The following is a 15,903-nucleotide window of genomic DNA, read 5'->3' on the forward strand; positions in this document are numbered from 1 at the left end:
GCGGGCGGGCCGCGACGCGCAGGGCATGTGCGGCCCCCGCGGCGCGGCGCGCACAAGCGCCGTCAGCCACCGCGCTTGCGATCCAGCGCCCAGGCCCCGCCACCGGCGGCCGACAGGTACAGGAAGATGAAGCAGAACAGGGCCGCCGATTCGCCCTTGTTTTTCAGCGGCAACCAGAAATCCCCCATGGAGGCGTGCGCCAGAAAATAGGCGACGGCCATTTGTCCGGACAGAATGAAGGCGACGGGACGCACGAACAGCCCAAGAATCAGCAGTACACCGCCCACCAGTTCCAGCACCATGGCCACGCCCGGCAGCGAACCCAGCGGCACGCCGCCCTGGAATTTCATGACACCGTGCAGCAGGAACATATAGGCCGCCGTGATGCGCAGCAACATCAGCGCATAGGCACGCAGGTCGGGGGATGGCGTGTTGTTCACAGGCATGAAAACTCCTTCTGAGTGGGTTGATCCCTGATTGAATACCCGCGAGGGCCGCAGGGTATCGCAGTGTAGAGGCTTATGCCCGATGCTGCTGGGCAGCGCTCGCGTGCAGGCATACCGCAGCGGCGGCGGCCACATTGAGCGATTCCTCGCCCCCCGGCTGCACGATGCGGATGTGCTGCGCCGCACGCGCCTGCAGCGCGGGCGTTACGCCCTGCCCCTCGTGCCCCATCAACCAGCCGCAGGGCCAGGGCAGCGGCGCACGGTGCAGCCATTCGCCTTGATGCGAACTGGTCGCCAGCAGCGGCACCTTCAAGGCTTGCAGATGATCGAGCGCCAGGCCTTCCAGCAGACGCAAGCCGAAGTGCGCCCCCATGCCCGCGCGCAGCACCTTGGGCGACCACAGCAGCGCCGTGCCCTTGAGGGCCAGCACCTGCGCAAAGCCAAAGGCCGCCGCGCTGCGCAGGATGGAGCCGACATTGCCCGCGTCCTGCACGCGGTCCAGCACCACGGTGGGCGCAGCGGGCAGCACCTCGGGCGCTGCAGGCAAGGTGAGCACGTAGCCCACGCCTTCGGGGGATTCGAGGGCGGTGAATTCGCGCCAGAGGGCATCGGTGAATATGACGGTTTTAATAGCTGCTTGCGCTTTGCCAAAAAGGGTTTCAGACTGATTTGAATGATGAAATTTTTGTCGCGCGCCTGGGAGCACGCCCTCACCCCCGTCCTCTCCGGGAGGGAGAGCGGGCAATGCCGTGGCCTGCGCTGGCCGCGCGGATTCTGCAAACACCACCACCTCCGGGCGCCAGCCGCGCAGCCGCGCCGCGCTGCACAGGTGCTCGCCCTCGATCCAGACTCGCCCCTGCCTGCGGTACGCCCCGCTCTCGTGCGCCAGGCGCTTGAGCTGTTTGAAGAGCGCGTTCTCGCGCGACTGGATCAGCACGGGTTCACGCACGGTCATCGCGCCTCCATGGCCCGCGCCACGGGCGCGAACGAGCGGCGGTGCTCCGGGCATGCGCCGTGCTCTGCCAGTGCCGCCAGGTGCTGCGCCGTGCCATAGCCCTTGTGCTGGTCGAAACCGTACTGCGGCCAGCGTGCATGCAGCCCCAGGCACCAGCGGTCGCGCGTGACCTTGGCAAGAATGGAGGCGGCGGAAATCGCCGCCACCTTGGCATCGCCCTTGACGATGGCCTCGGCAGGCATCGCCAGCAGCGGCAGGCGGTTGCCATCCACCAGCACCCGCGCGGGCTGCAGGCGCAGGCCCTGCACCGCGCGGCGCATCGCCAGCAGCGTGGCCTGCAGGATGTTGATGGCATCGATCTCTTCGCGGCTCGCCTCGGCCACATGCCAGGCCAGGGCCCGCGCCTGGATGAGATCGAAGAGCTGTTCGCGCCGCGCGGCCGATAGCGCCTTGGAATCCATCAGCCCCGCGATCGGCCGCGCCGGATCCAGAATGACCGCCGCGGCCACCACGGGGCCGGCCAGCGGTCCGCGCCCGGCCTCGTCCACCCCGGCCACCCGCTCGCCCGGCGCGTCCCAGTTCAATATCGGCGGTTCAGCCAAGAAGCGCTCCCACCGCATCGGCCGCCAGCCGCGGGGTATCGCGGCGCAGGCTCTCGTGCAAAGCCGCAAAGCGCTGCGCCATGGCCTGCGCGCGCCCGGGGTCATCCAGCCACTGCAGCAGCGCATCGGCCAGTGCGCGCGGGGTCGCTGCATCCTGCAGCAGCTCCGGCACGACAAAATCCTCGCAAAGAATGTTGGGCAAGCCCACCCAGGGCTGCAGCTGCTTGCGCCGCATCATGCGCCAGCTAAAGGGGTGCATGCGGTAGGCGATGACCATGGGGCGCTTGAACAGCGCCGCCTCCAGCGTGGCGGTGCCGCTGGCGATCAGCGTCACGTCGCAGGCCGCCAGCACGTCGTGCGAGCGGCCGGTGACGATCGCGACCTGTCCGGCCATGCCGCATGCGTGCGCGGTCTGTTCAAGGCGCTGGCGCAATGCGGGCACGGCAGGAATCACTATCTTGACCGCTGGTTGCGCTTGTTTGACAAGTGCTGCCGCCTGAATGAACACCGAAGCCAGGTAGGCCACTTCGCCGCGGCGGCTGCCGGGCAGGACGGCCAGCACCGGCGCATCCAGCGGCAGGCCCAGCGCCGCGCGTGCCGCAGCCCGGTCGGGCTGCATCGGTATGACATTGGCCAGCGGATGGCCCACATAGGTGGCGGCAATGCCGTGCTGGCCCAGCAGCGCGGGTTCGAAGGGAAAGAGGCAGAGCACGTGGTCGGCCGCGGCGCGGATCCTGTGCACCCGCCCGGGCCGCCAGGCCCAGATCGAGGGGCAGACGAAATGCACGGTTTTGATGCCTGCGCCGCGCAAGCCCTGCTCCAGGCCCAGGTTGAAATCCGGCGCATCGACGCCGATGAACACATCCGGGCGCTGCACCAGCAGGCGGGAACGCAGTTGCTGGCGTATACGCCAGATGCCCGCCAGGCGCTGCACGACCTCCAGGCTGTAGCCATGCACCGCCAGGCGTTCACTGTCCCACCAGGCGTCAAAGCCCTGCTGCGCCATGCGGGCGCCGCCTATGCCCATGCTGGCGGCGTCCGGCCAGCGTGCCTTGAGCCCGCCCAGCAGCAAGCCAGCCAGCAGGTCGCCCGAAGTCTCGCCCGCCACCATGGCCACACGAGGCGCCGGCGCCATGGCCAGGGACCCGGTCAACGCACGATGCCGCGCTGCGCGCGGCGCAGGAAGCCGCCCAGCAGCACGAGGTCTTCTTCCGCATCCGGATGGCTTTCGGCCAGCTCATCGATCTGCGTGATCGCCGCCTGCAGCGTCAGCCCCTCGCGGTAGAGCACGCGGTAGGCCTGCTTGAGCGTGGCGATGCGCTCGGCGGAAAAACCGCGGCGGCGCAGCCCTTCGACGTTCAGGCCACGCACCGCCAGCGGATGGCCATCGACCATCATGAACGGCGGCACGTCCTGCGCAATATGGCTGCCGAAGCCCGCCATCACATGCGCGCCGATATGCGTGAACTGGTGCACGCCCGTGAGGCCGCCGACGATCGCCCAGTCACCCACGTGCACATGCCCGGCCAGCGTGGCATTGTTGGCCAGTATGGTCTGGTTGCCCACCACGCAATCGTGCGCGACGTGCACATAGGCCATGATCCAGTTGTCGTCGCCTATCGTGGTTTCGCTCCGGTCCTGCGCGGTGCCGAGACTGAAGGTGCAGAACTCGCGGATGGTGTTGCGATGGCCGATCACGAGGCGCGTCGGCTCGCCCGCGTATTTCTTGTCCTGCGGCACCCCCCCCAGCGACGCAAACTGGAAGATGGCGCAGTCTTCACCGATGGTGGTGTGCCCCTCGATCACGCAATGCGCGCCCACGCGGGTGCGCGCGCCGATGGCGACCTGCGGGCCGATGACGGCATACGGCCCGACGCTGACGCTTGCATCGAGCCGCGCCTTGGCATCGACGATGGCCGTGGGGTGGATGAGACTCACGCAAGCCCCGCGCTCACTCGCCGACGTGGCGCATGGTGCACATGAGCTGCGCCTCCGCGGCCACGTTCTCGCCCACGCGGCCGACGCCGTTGAAGCGCCAGATGCCGCCGCGCACGCGGTCTATGGTGATGTCCAGAATCAGCTGATCGCCCGGCACCACGGGGTGCTTGAAGCGCGCGCCATCGATGCCGACGAAGTAATAGATGTTGTTCTCATCCGGCACCTGGCCCATGGCATCAAACGCCAAGAGGCCCGCCGCCTGCGCCAGCGCTTCCAGAATCAGCACACCAGGCATCACCGGCCGGCCCGGGAAGTGGCCGGTGAAAAAGGGCTCGTTGAAGGTAACGTTCTTGATCGCGCGGATGCGCTGGTTGCGCTCCAGTTCAAGCACCCTGTCCACCAGCAGAAAGGGATAGCGATGGGGCAGCTGATTGAGGATGTATTGGATGTCCATCATGGTTTTCGGGCTCTGGCGGCGTCCTGCAATTGTTGTTCGAGAGCCTTCACGCGCTCGCGCAGCCGGTAGAGCTGGCGCAGCGTGGCGGCGTTCTTTTCCCAGTGCGCATTGTCGTCCATGGGGAAGACGCCGGTGTAATGCCCACCGGGCTGCGTGATCGAGCGCATGACGACGGTATTGGTGGAAATGTGCGTATGGTCCGCGATGGTGAGATGCCCGATGATCGACGCCGCGCCGGCAATCGTACAGTGCGCGCCGATGCGCGTGCTGCCGGCCACCGCCGTGCAGCCCGCCATCGCCGTATGGCGGCCGACATGCACGTTGTGCGCGATCTGGATCAGGTTGTCGAGCTTGACCCCATCCTCGATCACCGTGTCGTCCAGCGCCCCGCGGTCGATGCAGGTGTTGGCACCGATTTCCACATCGTCGCCGATACGCACGGCGCCCAATTGCTCGATCTTGATCCAGGCGCCCTGCTCCGGCGCGAAGCCGAAGCCATCGGCCCCGATCACCACGCCCGGATGGACGATGCAGCGCGCGCCGATGCGGCAGCGCGCGCCGACCGTCACGCGGGACTTGAGCACGGTGTGTTCGCCAACCACCGCGCCCTGCTCGACCACGCACAAGGGCCCGATGCTGGCGCTTTCCGCCACCTGCGCGCCAGGATGCACCACGGCGCTCGGATGCACGCCGGCCGCCGCACCCAGCCCGAGCTGGCGCACCCACAACTGCGTCGCACGCGCAAAATAGGCGTAGGGATCATCGGTGACGATGCACGCGCCGCGCCGCAACGCCTGTTCGCGCAGCGCAGGAGCCACGATCACGCAGGCCGCCCGGCTTGCGGCCAGCTGGGCGCCATAGCGCGGGTTGTTCAGAAAGGAAAGGTCGCCGCTGGCTGCCGTATCCAGCGGCGCGATGCGCTCTATCGTCAGGTTTTCGTCGCCGCCCTCAAGGCTGCCGCCCAAGGCATCGACGATCGAACCCAGGCGCAGGCCCACCCCATGTCCTCGGTGCGGGGCGCGTTACTTGCCCGCAGCGCTGTTCATGGCTTTGAGCACCTTGTCGGTGATGTCCAGCTTGGGATTCACGTACACGGCTTCCTGCAGGATGACGTCGTAGTTTTCCGTCTCGGCCATGGACTTGATGATACGGTTGGCCTTGTCCAGCACCTGCGCCAATTCTTCATTTTTGCGCGCGTTCAGGTCTTCCTGAAACTCGCGGTTCTTGCGCTGCAGGTCACGGTCCTGGTCGGCCAGCTGGCGCTGGCGCGTCTGGCGCTGGCTCTCGGACATGGTCGGGACATCGCGCTCGAATTTGTCCGATGCTGCTTTGAGGGCCTTGGAAAGGTCCTGCATTTCCTTGTCGCGCTTGGAAAACTCCTGCTCCAGCTTGGCCTGCGCCGCCTTGGCGGCATCGGCTTCGCGGAAGATTCGGTCGGTGTTGACAAACCCGGCTTTCAGGCTCTGCGCCTGGGCTGCCGCGGGCACGGCGACCGCCATGCTGCCCACCAACGCGATGACGGAAAGGCTGCGGAAAAAACGGTTCATGGAAGACATCAGAATGAAGTACCGATCTGGAATTGAAGGCGCTGGATTTTATCGCCAGCGAATTTGCGAATGGGCTGGCCCCAGGCCAGACGCAGCGGCCCGAGCGGGGAAATCCAGCTCAGACCGAGGCCGGCCGAGGCACGCAGCTCCTTGAGCGACCATGGATCATTGTCGCCGTAGACATTGCCCACATCAACGAACACGAACCAGCGCAAGGTGCGGTCATTGCCGGCACCCGGGAAGGGTGCCATGAATTCGGTATTGAACGTGATCTTCTTGGTGCCGCCCAGAATGGCCCCGGTGACATCCCGCGGGCCCAGCGTGCCCTGGTCAAAACCGCGCACCGAGCCCAGGCCGCCGGAGTAGTAGTTCTTGAAGACCGGGAAGGGCCGACCACTCAGTCCCTTGCCGTAGCCCAGCTCACCGTTGAAGGCCAGCGTGTAGCGCTTGGTCAGCGGGATGTACTGCTGGTACTGGTAGCCAAATTTGGCGTAGCGTGCATCACCCGCCAGCGACAGCTCCGTGGTGATTTTCTGCAGGCGTCCGGAGTTGGGTGCCAGCGCGCTGTCGCGATCGTCGCGCGACCAGCCTATCGTGAGCGGTATCGCGAAGCTGGAGTCGCCATACTTGTCGGCATAGGCCAGATACGCCGCCGGGATGTTGGTGCCCGACTTGATGCGCGTGCGCTCCACGCCAGCGCCGAAATAGACCGTATCCAGCTCGCTGAACGGAATGCCGAAGCGCACGCTGCCACCTTCGGTGACAAGCTTGTAGTCGCCCCCCTGGTACTGGTAGGGCCGCTGGGTGCGATAGAAGACATCCAGCGTGCGCGAAATGCCGTCCTGGGTGAAATACGGGTCGGTCGTGGAGAGCACGATGGTGCGGTTGAACTTGCCCGTGTTGACATCCACGCCCAGGGTATTACCCGAACCGAAGACGTTTTCCTGCTTGATGCCGAAGGTGAGCGAAATTTTTTCCGCGGTCGAATAGCCAGCGCCGATCTGGATCATGCCGGTGGGTTTTTCCGTCACGTGCACCAGCAGATCCACCTGGTCGGGCGCGCCTGGCACCTCTTGCGTCTCGACGCCGACTTCGGTGAAAAAGCCCAGCCGGTCCACGCGGTCGCGCGAGAGCCTGATCTTTTCGCCGTTGTACCAGGAGGCCTCGTACTGCCGGAATTCACGGCGCACGACTTCGTCGCGCGTGCGGTTGTTGCCATCGATGTTGATGCGCCGCACGTAGGCGCGGCGCGACGGATCGGCGCGCAGCTCCAGCTGCACGCGGTTGTTCTCGCGATCCACCTCGGGCACCGCCTCCACCTTGGCGAAGGCATAGCCAAAATTGCCGAAATGGTCGGTCATCGCCTTGATGGTGTCGGTCACCGCATTGGCGTTGTAGGGCTCGCCCGGCTTGATCGTGATGAGCGATTTGAACTCGTCGTCGCGATCCAGGTAGTTGCCCGCCAGCGTCACGCCCGACACCACGTAGCGCGGGCCTTCGGTGACGTTGACGATGATGGAGATGGACTGCTTGTCCGGCGCAATCGCCACTTGCGTGGAATCGATGCGGAATTCCATGTAGCCGCGCGTCAGGTAGTAGGAGCGCAGGGATTCCAGATCGGCGTTGAGCTTGGCGCGCGAGTAGCGGTCGCTCTTGGTGTACCAGCTCAGCCAGCCGCCGGTATCGAGGTCGAACAGGTCGGTCAGCGTCGATTCGCTGAACGCCTTGGCGCCGACGATGCTGATGTCCTTGATCTTGGCCGGCTCGCCCTCGGTCACCGTGAAGGTGAGGTTCACGCGGTTGCGTTCCACTGGCGTGACGGTGGTGACCACCTCGGCCCCGTACAGGCTCTTGTTGAGGTACTGGCGCTTGAGCTCCTGCTCGGCGCGATCGGCCAGCGCCTTGTCGAACGGGCGGCCTTCGACCACGCCGACATCGCGCATGGCCTTCTTGAGCTGGTCCTTGTCGAATTCCTTGATGCCTGCGAATTCGACCTCGGCCACCGTGGGCCGCTCTTCGACGACCACCACCAGCACGTTGCCCTGCGCCTCCAGCTTCACATCCTTGAACAGGCCCAGGGCAAACAGCGCCCGGATGGCGGCGGCGCCCTTTTCATCGGTGTACTCATCGCCCACGCGCATTGGCAGCGAGGCAAAGATGGTGCCCGGCTCCACCCGCTGCAGGCCTTCGACGCGGATGTCCTGCACCTTGAAGGGCTGCAGGGCCCACGCGGCCTGCGCCGCCAAAACCAGGGAAGCGGCGGCCAATACGTGGCGCACTCCCGGACCAGGAAAGAAATTTTTCATGAATGAAGCGCCAGCCGTCGCGCGATGGCGCCGGCATTGATCGTCAGCCAAACAACCGGGTGAAATCGTTGAACACGGCGATGGACATCATCACCAGGAGTAGCGCGACGCCACCGCGTTGCAATCGCTCCATCCAGGCATCAGATACGCCATGGCCGGTCACTCCCTCCCATAAATAATACATCAGGTGCCCGCCGTCGAGGACGGGCAGCGGCAGCAGGTTGAGCACGCCCAGGCTCACGCTGATGAGCGCCAGGAACACCAGGTAGGCCGTAAGTCCCCTATGGGCCGATTTGCCTGCATAGTCGGCGATCGTGAGCGGGCCGCTCAGGTTCTTCACCGAGGCTTCTCCGATCACCATGCGGCCCATCATGCGCAACGTGAGCGCCGAAATTTCCCAGGTGCGCTGCGCGCCCTTCCAGAGCCCGTCCAGAGGACCATAGCGCACCATCAGCATCTCGGGCGCGGCGCCCACGTAGGCACCGATGCGCCCGACGGCCACGCCCTCCTCGTCACGCAGCTGCGGCGTCACGGCGATCTCCAGCCGCCGGCCCGCGCGCTCCACCTGCCAGGCCTGCGTGCGCGGCTGCCCGTCTTTCACGCTGGCACGGATCAGCGCACGCAGCTGCTGGCCATCCCCCACGGCATCGGGGCCGATCGCCAGCACCACGTCGCCCTCGCGCAGACCGGCGCGCTCTGCCGCGCCGCCAGGCATCACCTCGCCCATCACGGGCCGCGTCCACGGGCCGGTGATGCCGATCTTGCGCAGCAACTCGGCATCCGGCTCGCGCGTATCCAGGTGGTCCAGCCGCAAGGTGACCGAGCGCTGCGCGGCATCCGTGCCGCCCTGCAGCAGCAGGCGCACGCTTTCGCCATCCAGGGCGCTGCGCGCCAGCAGCCAGCGCAGGTCGTCAAAGGAGCGCAACGGCTCGGGCTGCGCATCGCCCATCGCGGCGGCCAGCACCTGCTCGCCGCCCTGCACCCCGGCCTGCGCGGCAATCGTGCCTACCGCGGGCGCGGCCAGATAGGGCGCCGGTTCCATCACGCCCATCCAGTTGACCAGGGCATACAGCAGCACCGCCAGCACCAGATTGGCCAGGGGGCCCGCGGCGACGATCGCCGCGCGCTTGGCCAGGCGCTGGTTGTTGAACGCCAGATGGCGCTCTTCGGGCGCCACGGGCGCCTCGCGCTCGTCGAGCATGCGCACGTAGCCGCCCAGCGGAAACATCGCAACCACCCATTCGGTTGGCGAGCCCTTGGGCTGCCAGCGCAGCAGCGGCTTGCCGAAGCCGACGGAAAAGCGCAGCACCTTGACGCCGCACGCCACCGCCACGCGGTAGTGGCCGTATTCGTGGATGGCGATCAACACGGCCAGCGCAAAGAGGAAAGCCGCAACGGTCAGAACCATGGGAGCCTCGAAATAAACAGGAGCTGTTTGCGCTGGGTGGACAAGGGTTTCAGGCCAATTTTTATCTGAAACTCAGAACCATGAAGCGCGAACAGCTCACTTTATTGAAATTGACGAACTTGTTGCGACGCTGCCGCGCGGCTCTGTTCATCGAGCGCCAGCAAGGCCTGCAGCGTATCGGGATTGGAGGGCCGCACCGCCTCCAAAGTTGCACGGTTGACCGCATGGATCTGGTCAAAACGGATGCGGCGCTGCAAGAACGCGGCGACGGCCACCTCGTTGGCGGCGTTGAGCACCGTGGTCGTGCCCCGCGGCGCGGCCAACGCCTGCCAGGACAGGTGCAGGCCCGGGAAACGCCGTGCGTCGGCCTCTTCGAACGTCAGCGCCGCGAGCTGGCTGAAATCCAGCGGCGCGGCGCCGCTGGCGATGCGCTCAGGCCAGGCCAGGCCGCAGGCAATCGGCACGCGCATGTCGGGCGTGCCCAGCTGCGCGAGGATGGACGCGTCCACGTACTGCACCATGGAATGGATGATCTGCTGCGGGTGGATCACCACCTTGATCTGCGCCGGGCGCAGATCGAACAGCCAGCGCGCCTCGATCACCTCCAGCGCCTTGTTCATCATGGTCGCGGAATCGACCGAAATCTTGCGGCCCATGACGAAGTTCGGATGCGCGCAGGCTTCCTCGGGCGTCACGTCGCGCAGCGTGGCCGGATCGCGCGTGCGAAACGGCCCGCCCGAGGCGGTGAGCAGCACATGCTGCACGCGCCGCGCCCAGCAGTTGCGGTCTTCGGGCAGGCTCTGGAAGATGGCCGAATGCTCGCTGTCTATGGGCAGCAGCGTCGCGCCGCCCTCTCGCACCGCGCGCAGGAAGACTTCGCCGCCGACGACCAGCGCCTCCTTGTTGGCCAGCAGCAGGCGCTTGCCAGCGCGCGCCGCGGCCAGGCAGGGCGCCAGGCCCGCCGCGCCGACGATGGCGGCCATGACGGCATCCACCTCGGGATGTGAAGCTATCTGTTCCAGAGCATCCGGCGCTTGCAATACCTGCGTTGCAAGCCCATTGGCCTTGATTTTTTCAGCGAGCTGGGCGGCATGCGCAGGGCTGGCCATGACGGCGTAGCACGGCTTGAACCGCGCGCATTGGGCCAGCAGGTCATCGACGCGTGTGGCGGCGCTGAGCGCAAAGACTTCGTACTGGTCCGGATGGCGGGCCACGACGTCCAGGGTATTGGTGCCGATCGAACCGGTCGACCCCAGAATCGTGAGGCGTTGTTTCATGGGCTTGCGAAATTGGAAATCATGAGCGCCAGCGGCAGCGTGGGCAAGAGCGCATCGACGCGGTCGAGCACGCCGCCGTGCCCGGGCAGCAGCTTGCTGCTGTCCTTCATGCCGGCGCTGCGCTTGACGAGCGACTCGGCAAGGTCGCCGACCACGCTCATGGCCGTCAGGAACAGCAGCGCCGGCAGCCACCAGAGCAGCCCCATGCCCACCAGCCGCGAGTACAGGCTGGGCACCGCCGCCTGCCAATGGCCGTCGGCCCAGGCCCAGGCCAGTGCCAGCACCAGCACACCCGCCATGCCGCCCCAGACGCCTTCCCAGCTCTTGCCCGGGCTGATCGCCGGTGCGAGCTTGCGCCTGCCGAACGCCCGGCCGGCAAAGTAGGCACAGATATCCGCCGCCCAGACGAGGCAGAGGATGGAAAGCAGGAAATTGATGCCGATCGCGCGCGCCCGCGCCATCGCCAGCCACGCAAGCCACAGCGCCAGCACGCCGCCCGCCACGCGCAGCCAGCGCGCGGCCTGCGGCCAGCCCGCCACACCGCGCGCCAGCAGCCAGCCGCCCAGCAGCACCCAGGCCGCGCCCGCCGCCTGCCACAGCCAGGGCAGCGGCAGCGCGATCCAGCCGGCCCGCCAGCTGGCCAGGCACAGCACGCTGCCCACGGCCGCCAGCGCCAGCGACGCAGCGTGCGCCAGGCCGTTGAGCCGGCCCCACTCCCAGCAGCCGGCGGCAATCAAGACCAGCGTGACGACCGCCAGCGGCACAAACGAGGGGTAGACCAGTGCCGGCAGCAAAATGGCCAGCAGCACCAGCGCGGTGATGACGCGCTGCTTCAGCATGTGGATGGCTCCACACCCACCACCTGCTCGGAGGTGCGGCCAAAACGGCGCTCGCGCGCGGCGAAGTCGGCGATGGCGGCGTCCAGCGCCGCCTCGTCAAAATCCGGCCACAAGGCATCGGTGAAGTACAGCTCGGCATAGGCCGCCTGCCAGAGCAGAAAGTTGCTGATGCGCAGCTCGCCGCCGGTGCGAATCAGCAGGTCAGGATCGGGCACATGGCCCATGGCCATCGCGCCGTGCAGGCTCGCTTCGGTGATCGCTTCACCGCGCGCGGCCAGCGCCGCCGCGGCCTGGGCGATGTCCCAACGCCCGCCGTAGTTGAAACAGACGTTGAGCACCATGCGCGCGCCCTGCGCCGTGGCCGCCTCGGCCTGGGCGAGGGCATCCCGCATGCCTGCGGAAAGGCCGCCGCGTTCGCCGATGAAAAACAGGCGCACGCCATCTTCCACCAGCTGCGGCACTTCGCGCAGCAGCGCCTTGCCCATCAGCTCCATCAGGCCGGACACCTCATCCTGCGGGCGGTTCCAGTTTTCGGAGGAGAACGCAAACACCGTCAGCACCGCCACGCCACGCGCGGCGCAGGCCTTGAGGCAGCGGCGCAGCGATTCGACGCCCTGCTTGTGCCCCGCCAGGCGCGGCAGAAAGCGGCGCCGGGCCCAGCGGCCATTGCCATCCATGACGATGGCGATGTGCTGCGGCGGGTGACTTGCGCCGTTGGGCGTTGAGCGTGGTGCGTTGAGCGTCATGAATACCGAACAGACAAACGCCAAACGCCAAACGCCTGGCGCTCAACCGTTTCACACGGCCATGATGTCCTGTTCCTTGGCGGCCACCAAGGCATCGATCTCGGTGATCTGCTTGTCGGTGAGCTTCTGCACCTCGGCCTCGGCACGCTTGAGCTCGTCCTCGCTCGCTTCCTTGTCCTTGACCATCTTCTTGACCGCCTCATTGGCGTCGCGGCGCAGGTTGCGGATCACGACCTTGGCCGATTCGCCTTCCTGGCGCACGATCTTGGTCATTTCCTTGCGCCGCTCTTCGCTCATGGGCGGCATGGGCACGCGGATCAGGTCGCCCATGGAGGCGGGGTTCAGGCCCAGATCGCTCTCGCGGATGGCTTTTTCGACCTTGGCGCCCATGTTCTTTTCCCAGGGCTGCACGCTGATGGTGCGCGCGTCGATCAGCGAGACGTTGGCCACCTGCGACAGCGGCACCATGGAGCCGTAATAGTCCACGTGGATGGTATCGAGCAGCGCGGTGCTCGCGCGCCCGGTGCGGATCTTGGTGAGGTTGTGCCTGAACGCCTCGACGGAATGCTCCATCTTCGTTTTCGCGTTCTTCTGGATGTCGGCAATCGCCATGACGGACTCCTGCGCGGCTTTAAGTGCCGCAAACATTCAAGCGTATACCAGAGTGCCCTCGTCTTCACCGAGGATGACGCGCTTGAACGCCCCGGGCTTGAAGATCGAAAACACGCGGATCGGCAGCTTCTGGTCGCGGCACAGCGCAAACGCGGTGGCGTCCATGATGCCCAGGTTCTTCAGCATCGCTTCGTCAAACGTGAGGCTGGTGTAGCGCACCGCGTCGGGGTCTTTCTTCGGGTCGGCGGTATACACGCCATCGACCTTGGTGGCCTTGAGCACCAGGTCGGCGCCGATTTCCGCCCCCCGCAATGCGGCCGCCGTATCGGTGGTGAAGAAGGGGTTGCCGGTGCCCGCGGCGAACACCACCACCTTGCCCTCTTCGAGGTACTGCAGCGCCTTGGGGCGCACGTAGGGTTCCACCACTTCCTGGATGCCGATGGCCGACATCACGCGGGCCGTGAGGCCCTGCTTGTTCATGGTGTCCGCCAGCGCCAGCGCGTTCATCACGGTGGCCAGCATGCCCATGTAATCGGCCGTGGCGCGATCCATGCCCTCGGCACCGCCGGCCACGCCGCGAAAGATGTTGCCCCCGCCGATCACCACCGCCACCTCGACGCCCAGCTGCGTGACCTCGGCAATCTCCTGCACCATGCGCACGATGGTCGCGCGGTTGATGCCGAAGGCGTCGTCGCCCATCAGCGCCTCGCCCGAGAGCTTGAGCAATACACGTTGGTGCGCGGGCTTTTCGGTCATGGCGGGCTCTCGGTCGATGGTGGATGGGAGAGGATGGATCGATCAGACGGCAGACTTGGCGGCGGCCACCTGCGCGGCCACTTCGGCCGCAAAGTCGTCCTGCTTTTTCTCGATGCCCTCGCCGACGATGTAGAGCGTGAAGCCCTTCACGGCGGTCTTGTGGTCCTTGAGCATCTGCGCCACGGTCTGCTTGCCATCGGCCGCCTTCACGAAGACCTGGTCGGCCAGCGAGACTTCCTTGAGGTATTTCTGGATCGAACCCTCGACCATCTTGGTGACGATGTCGGCGGGCTTGCCCGATTCGGCTGCCTTGGCGGCGGCGACGGAGCGCTCGCGCTCCACCAGATCGGCAGGCACGTCGGCGCTGGTGAGCGCCACCGGCTTCATCGCGGCCACGTGCATGGCCACGTCCTTGGCGGCCGTGGCATCGCCTTCGTACTCGACCACCACGCCGATGCGCGTGCCGTGCAGGTAATGCGCGAGAGCGGTGCCGGCAAAGCGCTTGAAGCGGCGGAAGGACATGTTCTCGCCGATCTTGCCGATCAGCCCCTTGCGCACGTCCTCCAGCGTCGGGCCGTAGCCGTCCTGCTCGTAGGCCAGCGCCACCAGCGCTTCGATGTCGGCCGGGTCGTGCTCGGCCACCAGCCTGGCGGCGGCGTTGGCCATGGCGATGAAGCTGTCGTTCTTGGAAACGAAGTCGGTCTCGCTGTTGAGTTCAACGATCGCACCCGCGTCACCCTGGATCCAGGCCGTGATCACGCCCTCGGCCGTCACGCGCGAAGCCGCCTTGCCTGCCTTGGTACCCAGCTTGACGCGCAGGATTTCCTCGGCCTTGGCCATGTCGCCATCGGCCTCGGTGAGCGCGCGCTTGCACTCCATCATCGGCGCGTCGGTCTTGGCGCGCAGTTCGCCCACCATGCTTGCAGTAATAGCTGCCATTGTTCATTCTCCAATTCAGTACGTACAAAAATGGGGCACCCGGCCCCACTTGTTGGTGCGTGCCTCCGTCGGGCACGGCGGGGGTTCAGGCGGCCGATTCCTGCACTTCCACGAATTCGTCCGCGCCATCGTCCCCGGCGGCGGCCTTGGCGACTTCCTCCACCGCGTTGGCCTTGCCGTCCAGAATGGCATCGGCCATGCCGCGCGCATACAGCGCCACCGCCTTGGCCGAGTCGTCGTTGCCCGGAATCACGTAGTCGATGCCTTCGGGGTTGTGGTTGGTATCGACCACGCCGATCAGCGGAATGCCGAGCTTCCTGGCTTCGGCAATCGCGATCTTGTGGTAGCCCACGTCGATCACGAAGATGGCATCGGGCAGCGCCGTCATGTCCTGGATGCCGCCGATGTCCTTCTCCAGCTTGGCGAGTTCGCGCGAGAACATGAGCTGCTCTTTCTTGCTCATGCTCTCAAGACCCGCTTCCTGCTGCGCCTTCATGTCCTTGAGGCGCTTGATCGAGGTCTTCACCGTCTTGAAGTTGGTCAGCATGCCGCCCAGCCAGCGCTGGTCCACATAGGGCATGCCGGCGCGCTGCGCCTGCTCGGCGATGACCTCGCGCGCCTGGCGCTTGGTGCCCACCATCAGGATGGTGCCGCGGTTGGAGGCGAGCTGCCTGGCGAATTTCTGCGCTTCCTGGAACATCGGAAGCGTTTTTTCAAGATTCACAATGTGAATCTTGTTGCGATGGCCGAAAATGAACGGGGCCATCTTGGGGTTCCAGAAGCGCGTCTGGTGGCCAAAGTGGACACCGGCTTCCAGCATTTCACGCATGGTGACGGACATTGAAGTACTCCAGAGGTTGGGTCTTAAATCCGGCCCCACAATCGCGCTTGCACCATAGGGTGGGCGCAACACCTGGATGGGCCGGTTTGCGATTTGCCTTTTCGCCAGCCAAAACACGGGTAAACCCTAGGTTTGCAATGACGGAAAAACTCTTGGATTATAGCTCGCATCAGCCGCGTTGCGGTCTGCCTGTTTTGGCCGAACGCGCTGCCCGCGCGGTCAGGCACACTCCTT

Annotated in this window: 17 protein-coding genes; all 17 read right to left on the reverse strand. The window is 66.0% G+C overall.

Annotated elements, in window-relative coordinates; genetic code table 11:
* Positions 1–62: 62 nt before the first annotated feature.
* Positions 63–446, reverse strand: coding sequence for a DoxX family protein (locus K320_RS0106595; protein ID WP_029695879.1), 384 nt, complete (start codon positions 444–446; stop codon positions 63–65).
* Positions 447–519: 73 nt separating this feature from the next.
* Positions 520–1,401, reverse strand: a complete 882-nt coding sequence (locus K320_RS0106600) for a TrmH family RNA methyltransferase (RefSeq protein WP_024538045.1) — start codon at positions 1,399–1,401, stop codon at positions 520–522.
* Entirely contained in the window at positions 1,398–2,021 is a 624-nt protein-coding gene (gene rnhB, locus K320_RS0106605) for a ribonuclease HII (protein ID WP_024538046.1), read from the reverse strand. Before rnhB ends, K320_RS0106600 begins: the two co-directional genes overlap by 4 nt.
* Entirely contained in the window at positions 1,996–3,138 is a 1,143-nt protein-coding gene (lpxB, locus tag K320_RS0106610) for a lipid-A-disaccharide synthase (RefSeq protein WP_024538047.1), read from the reverse strand. The genes rnhB and lpxB overlap by 26 nt, the downstream gene beginning before the upstream one ends.
* Positions 3,139–3,152: 14 nt before the next feature.
* A complete protein-coding gene (gene lpxA / locus K320_RS0106615; protein WP_024538048.1) occupies positions 3,153–3,941 on the reverse strand; it encodes an acyl-ACP--UDP-N-acetylglucosamine O-acyltransferase in 789 nt (262 codons plus the stop codon).
* A gap of 13 nt (positions 3,942–3,954) precedes the next feature.
* Complete coding sequence (fabZ, locus tag K320_RS0106620; protein WP_024538049.1) at positions 3,955–4,398, reverse strand: 3-hydroxyacyl-ACP dehydratase FabZ; 444 nt, start codon at positions 4,396–4,398, stop codon at positions 3,955–3,957.
* Entirely contained in the window at positions 4,395–5,396 is a 1,002-nt protein-coding gene (lpxD, locus tag K320_RS0106625) for a UDP-3-O-(3-hydroxymyristoyl)glucosamine N-acyltransferase (protein ID WP_024538050.1), read from the reverse strand. The genes fabZ and lpxD overlap by 4 nt, the downstream gene beginning before the upstream one ends.
* A gap of 24 nt (positions 5,397–5,420) precedes the next feature.
* A complete protein-coding gene (locus tag K320_RS0106630; protein WP_024538051.1) occupies positions 5,421–5,945 on the reverse strand; it encodes an OmpH family outer membrane protein in 525 nt (174 codons plus the stop codon).
* An 8-nt stretch (positions 5,946–5,953) separates the two neighbouring features.
* Positions 5,954–8,251: an outer membrane protein assembly factor BamA gene (gene bamA / locus K320_RS0106635; protein WP_024538052.1), complete on the reverse strand. Its 2,298-nt coding sequence runs from the start codon at positions 8,249–8,251 to the stop codon at positions 5,954–5,956.
* Positions 8,252–8,294: 43 nt separating this feature from the next.
* Positions 8,295–9,659 carry an RIP metalloprotease RseP gene (gene rseP / locus K320_RS0106640; RefSeq protein ID WP_024538053.1) on the reverse strand — a complete coding sequence of 455 codons (1,365 nt, stop codon included), beginning with the start codon at positions 9,657–9,659 and terminating at the stop codon, positions 8,295–8,297.
* A 101-nt stretch (positions 9,660–9,760) separates the two neighbouring features.
* Positions 9,761–10,936, reverse strand: a complete 1,176-nt coding sequence (ispC, locus tag K320_RS0106645; protein WP_024538054.1) for a 1-deoxy-D-xylulose-5-phosphate reductoisomerase — start codon at positions 10,934–10,936, stop codon at positions 9,761–9,763.
* Positions 10,933–11,775 (reverse strand): phosphatidate cytidylyltransferase, encoded by an 843-nt coding sequence (locus tag K320_RS0106650; RefSeq protein ID WP_024538055.1) that lies wholly within the window; start codon positions 11,773–11,775, stop codon positions 10,933–10,935. The genes ispC and K320_RS0106650 overlap by 4 nt, the downstream gene beginning before the upstream one ends.
* Positions 11,769–12,521 (reverse strand): polyprenyl diphosphate synthase, encoded by a 753-nt coding sequence (gene uppS / locus K320_RS0106655; RefSeq protein ID WP_024538056.1) that lies wholly within the window; start codon positions 12,519–12,521, stop codon positions 11,769–11,771. Before uppS ends, K320_RS0106650 begins: the two co-directional genes overlap by 7 nt.
* Positions 12,522–12,572: 51 nt before the next feature.
* Positions 12,573–13,133, reverse strand: coding sequence for a ribosome recycling factor (frr, locus tag K320_RS0106660; protein ID WP_024538057.1), 561 nt, complete (start codon positions 13,131–13,133; stop codon positions 12,573–12,575).
* A gap of 36 nt (positions 13,134–13,169) precedes the next feature.
* Positions 13,170–13,889 (reverse strand): UMP kinase, encoded by a 720-nt coding sequence (pyrH, locus tag K320_RS0106665; protein ID WP_024538058.1) that lies wholly within the window; start codon positions 13,887–13,889, stop codon positions 13,170–13,172.
* A gap of 42 nt (positions 13,890–13,931) precedes the next feature.
* Positions 13,932–14,828 (reverse strand): translation elongation factor Ts, encoded by an 897-nt coding sequence (gene tsf / locus K320_RS0106670; protein ID WP_024538059.1) that lies wholly within the window; start codon positions 14,826–14,828, stop codon positions 13,932–13,934.
* A gap of 85 nt (positions 14,829–14,913) precedes the next feature.
* A complete protein-coding gene (gene rpsB, locus K320_RS0106675) occupies positions 14,914–15,669 on the reverse strand; it encodes a 30S ribosomal protein S2 (protein ID WP_024538060.1) in 756 nt (251 codons plus the stop codon).
* Between the last annotated feature and the right edge of the window lie 234 nt (positions 15,670–15,903).

Origin of the sequence: Comamonas badia DSM 17552 (assembly GCF_000484635.1) — a bacterium.
GTDB lineage: Bacteria > Pseudomonadota > Gammaproteobacteria > Burkholderiales > Burkholderiaceae_C > Comamonas_C > Comamonas_C badia.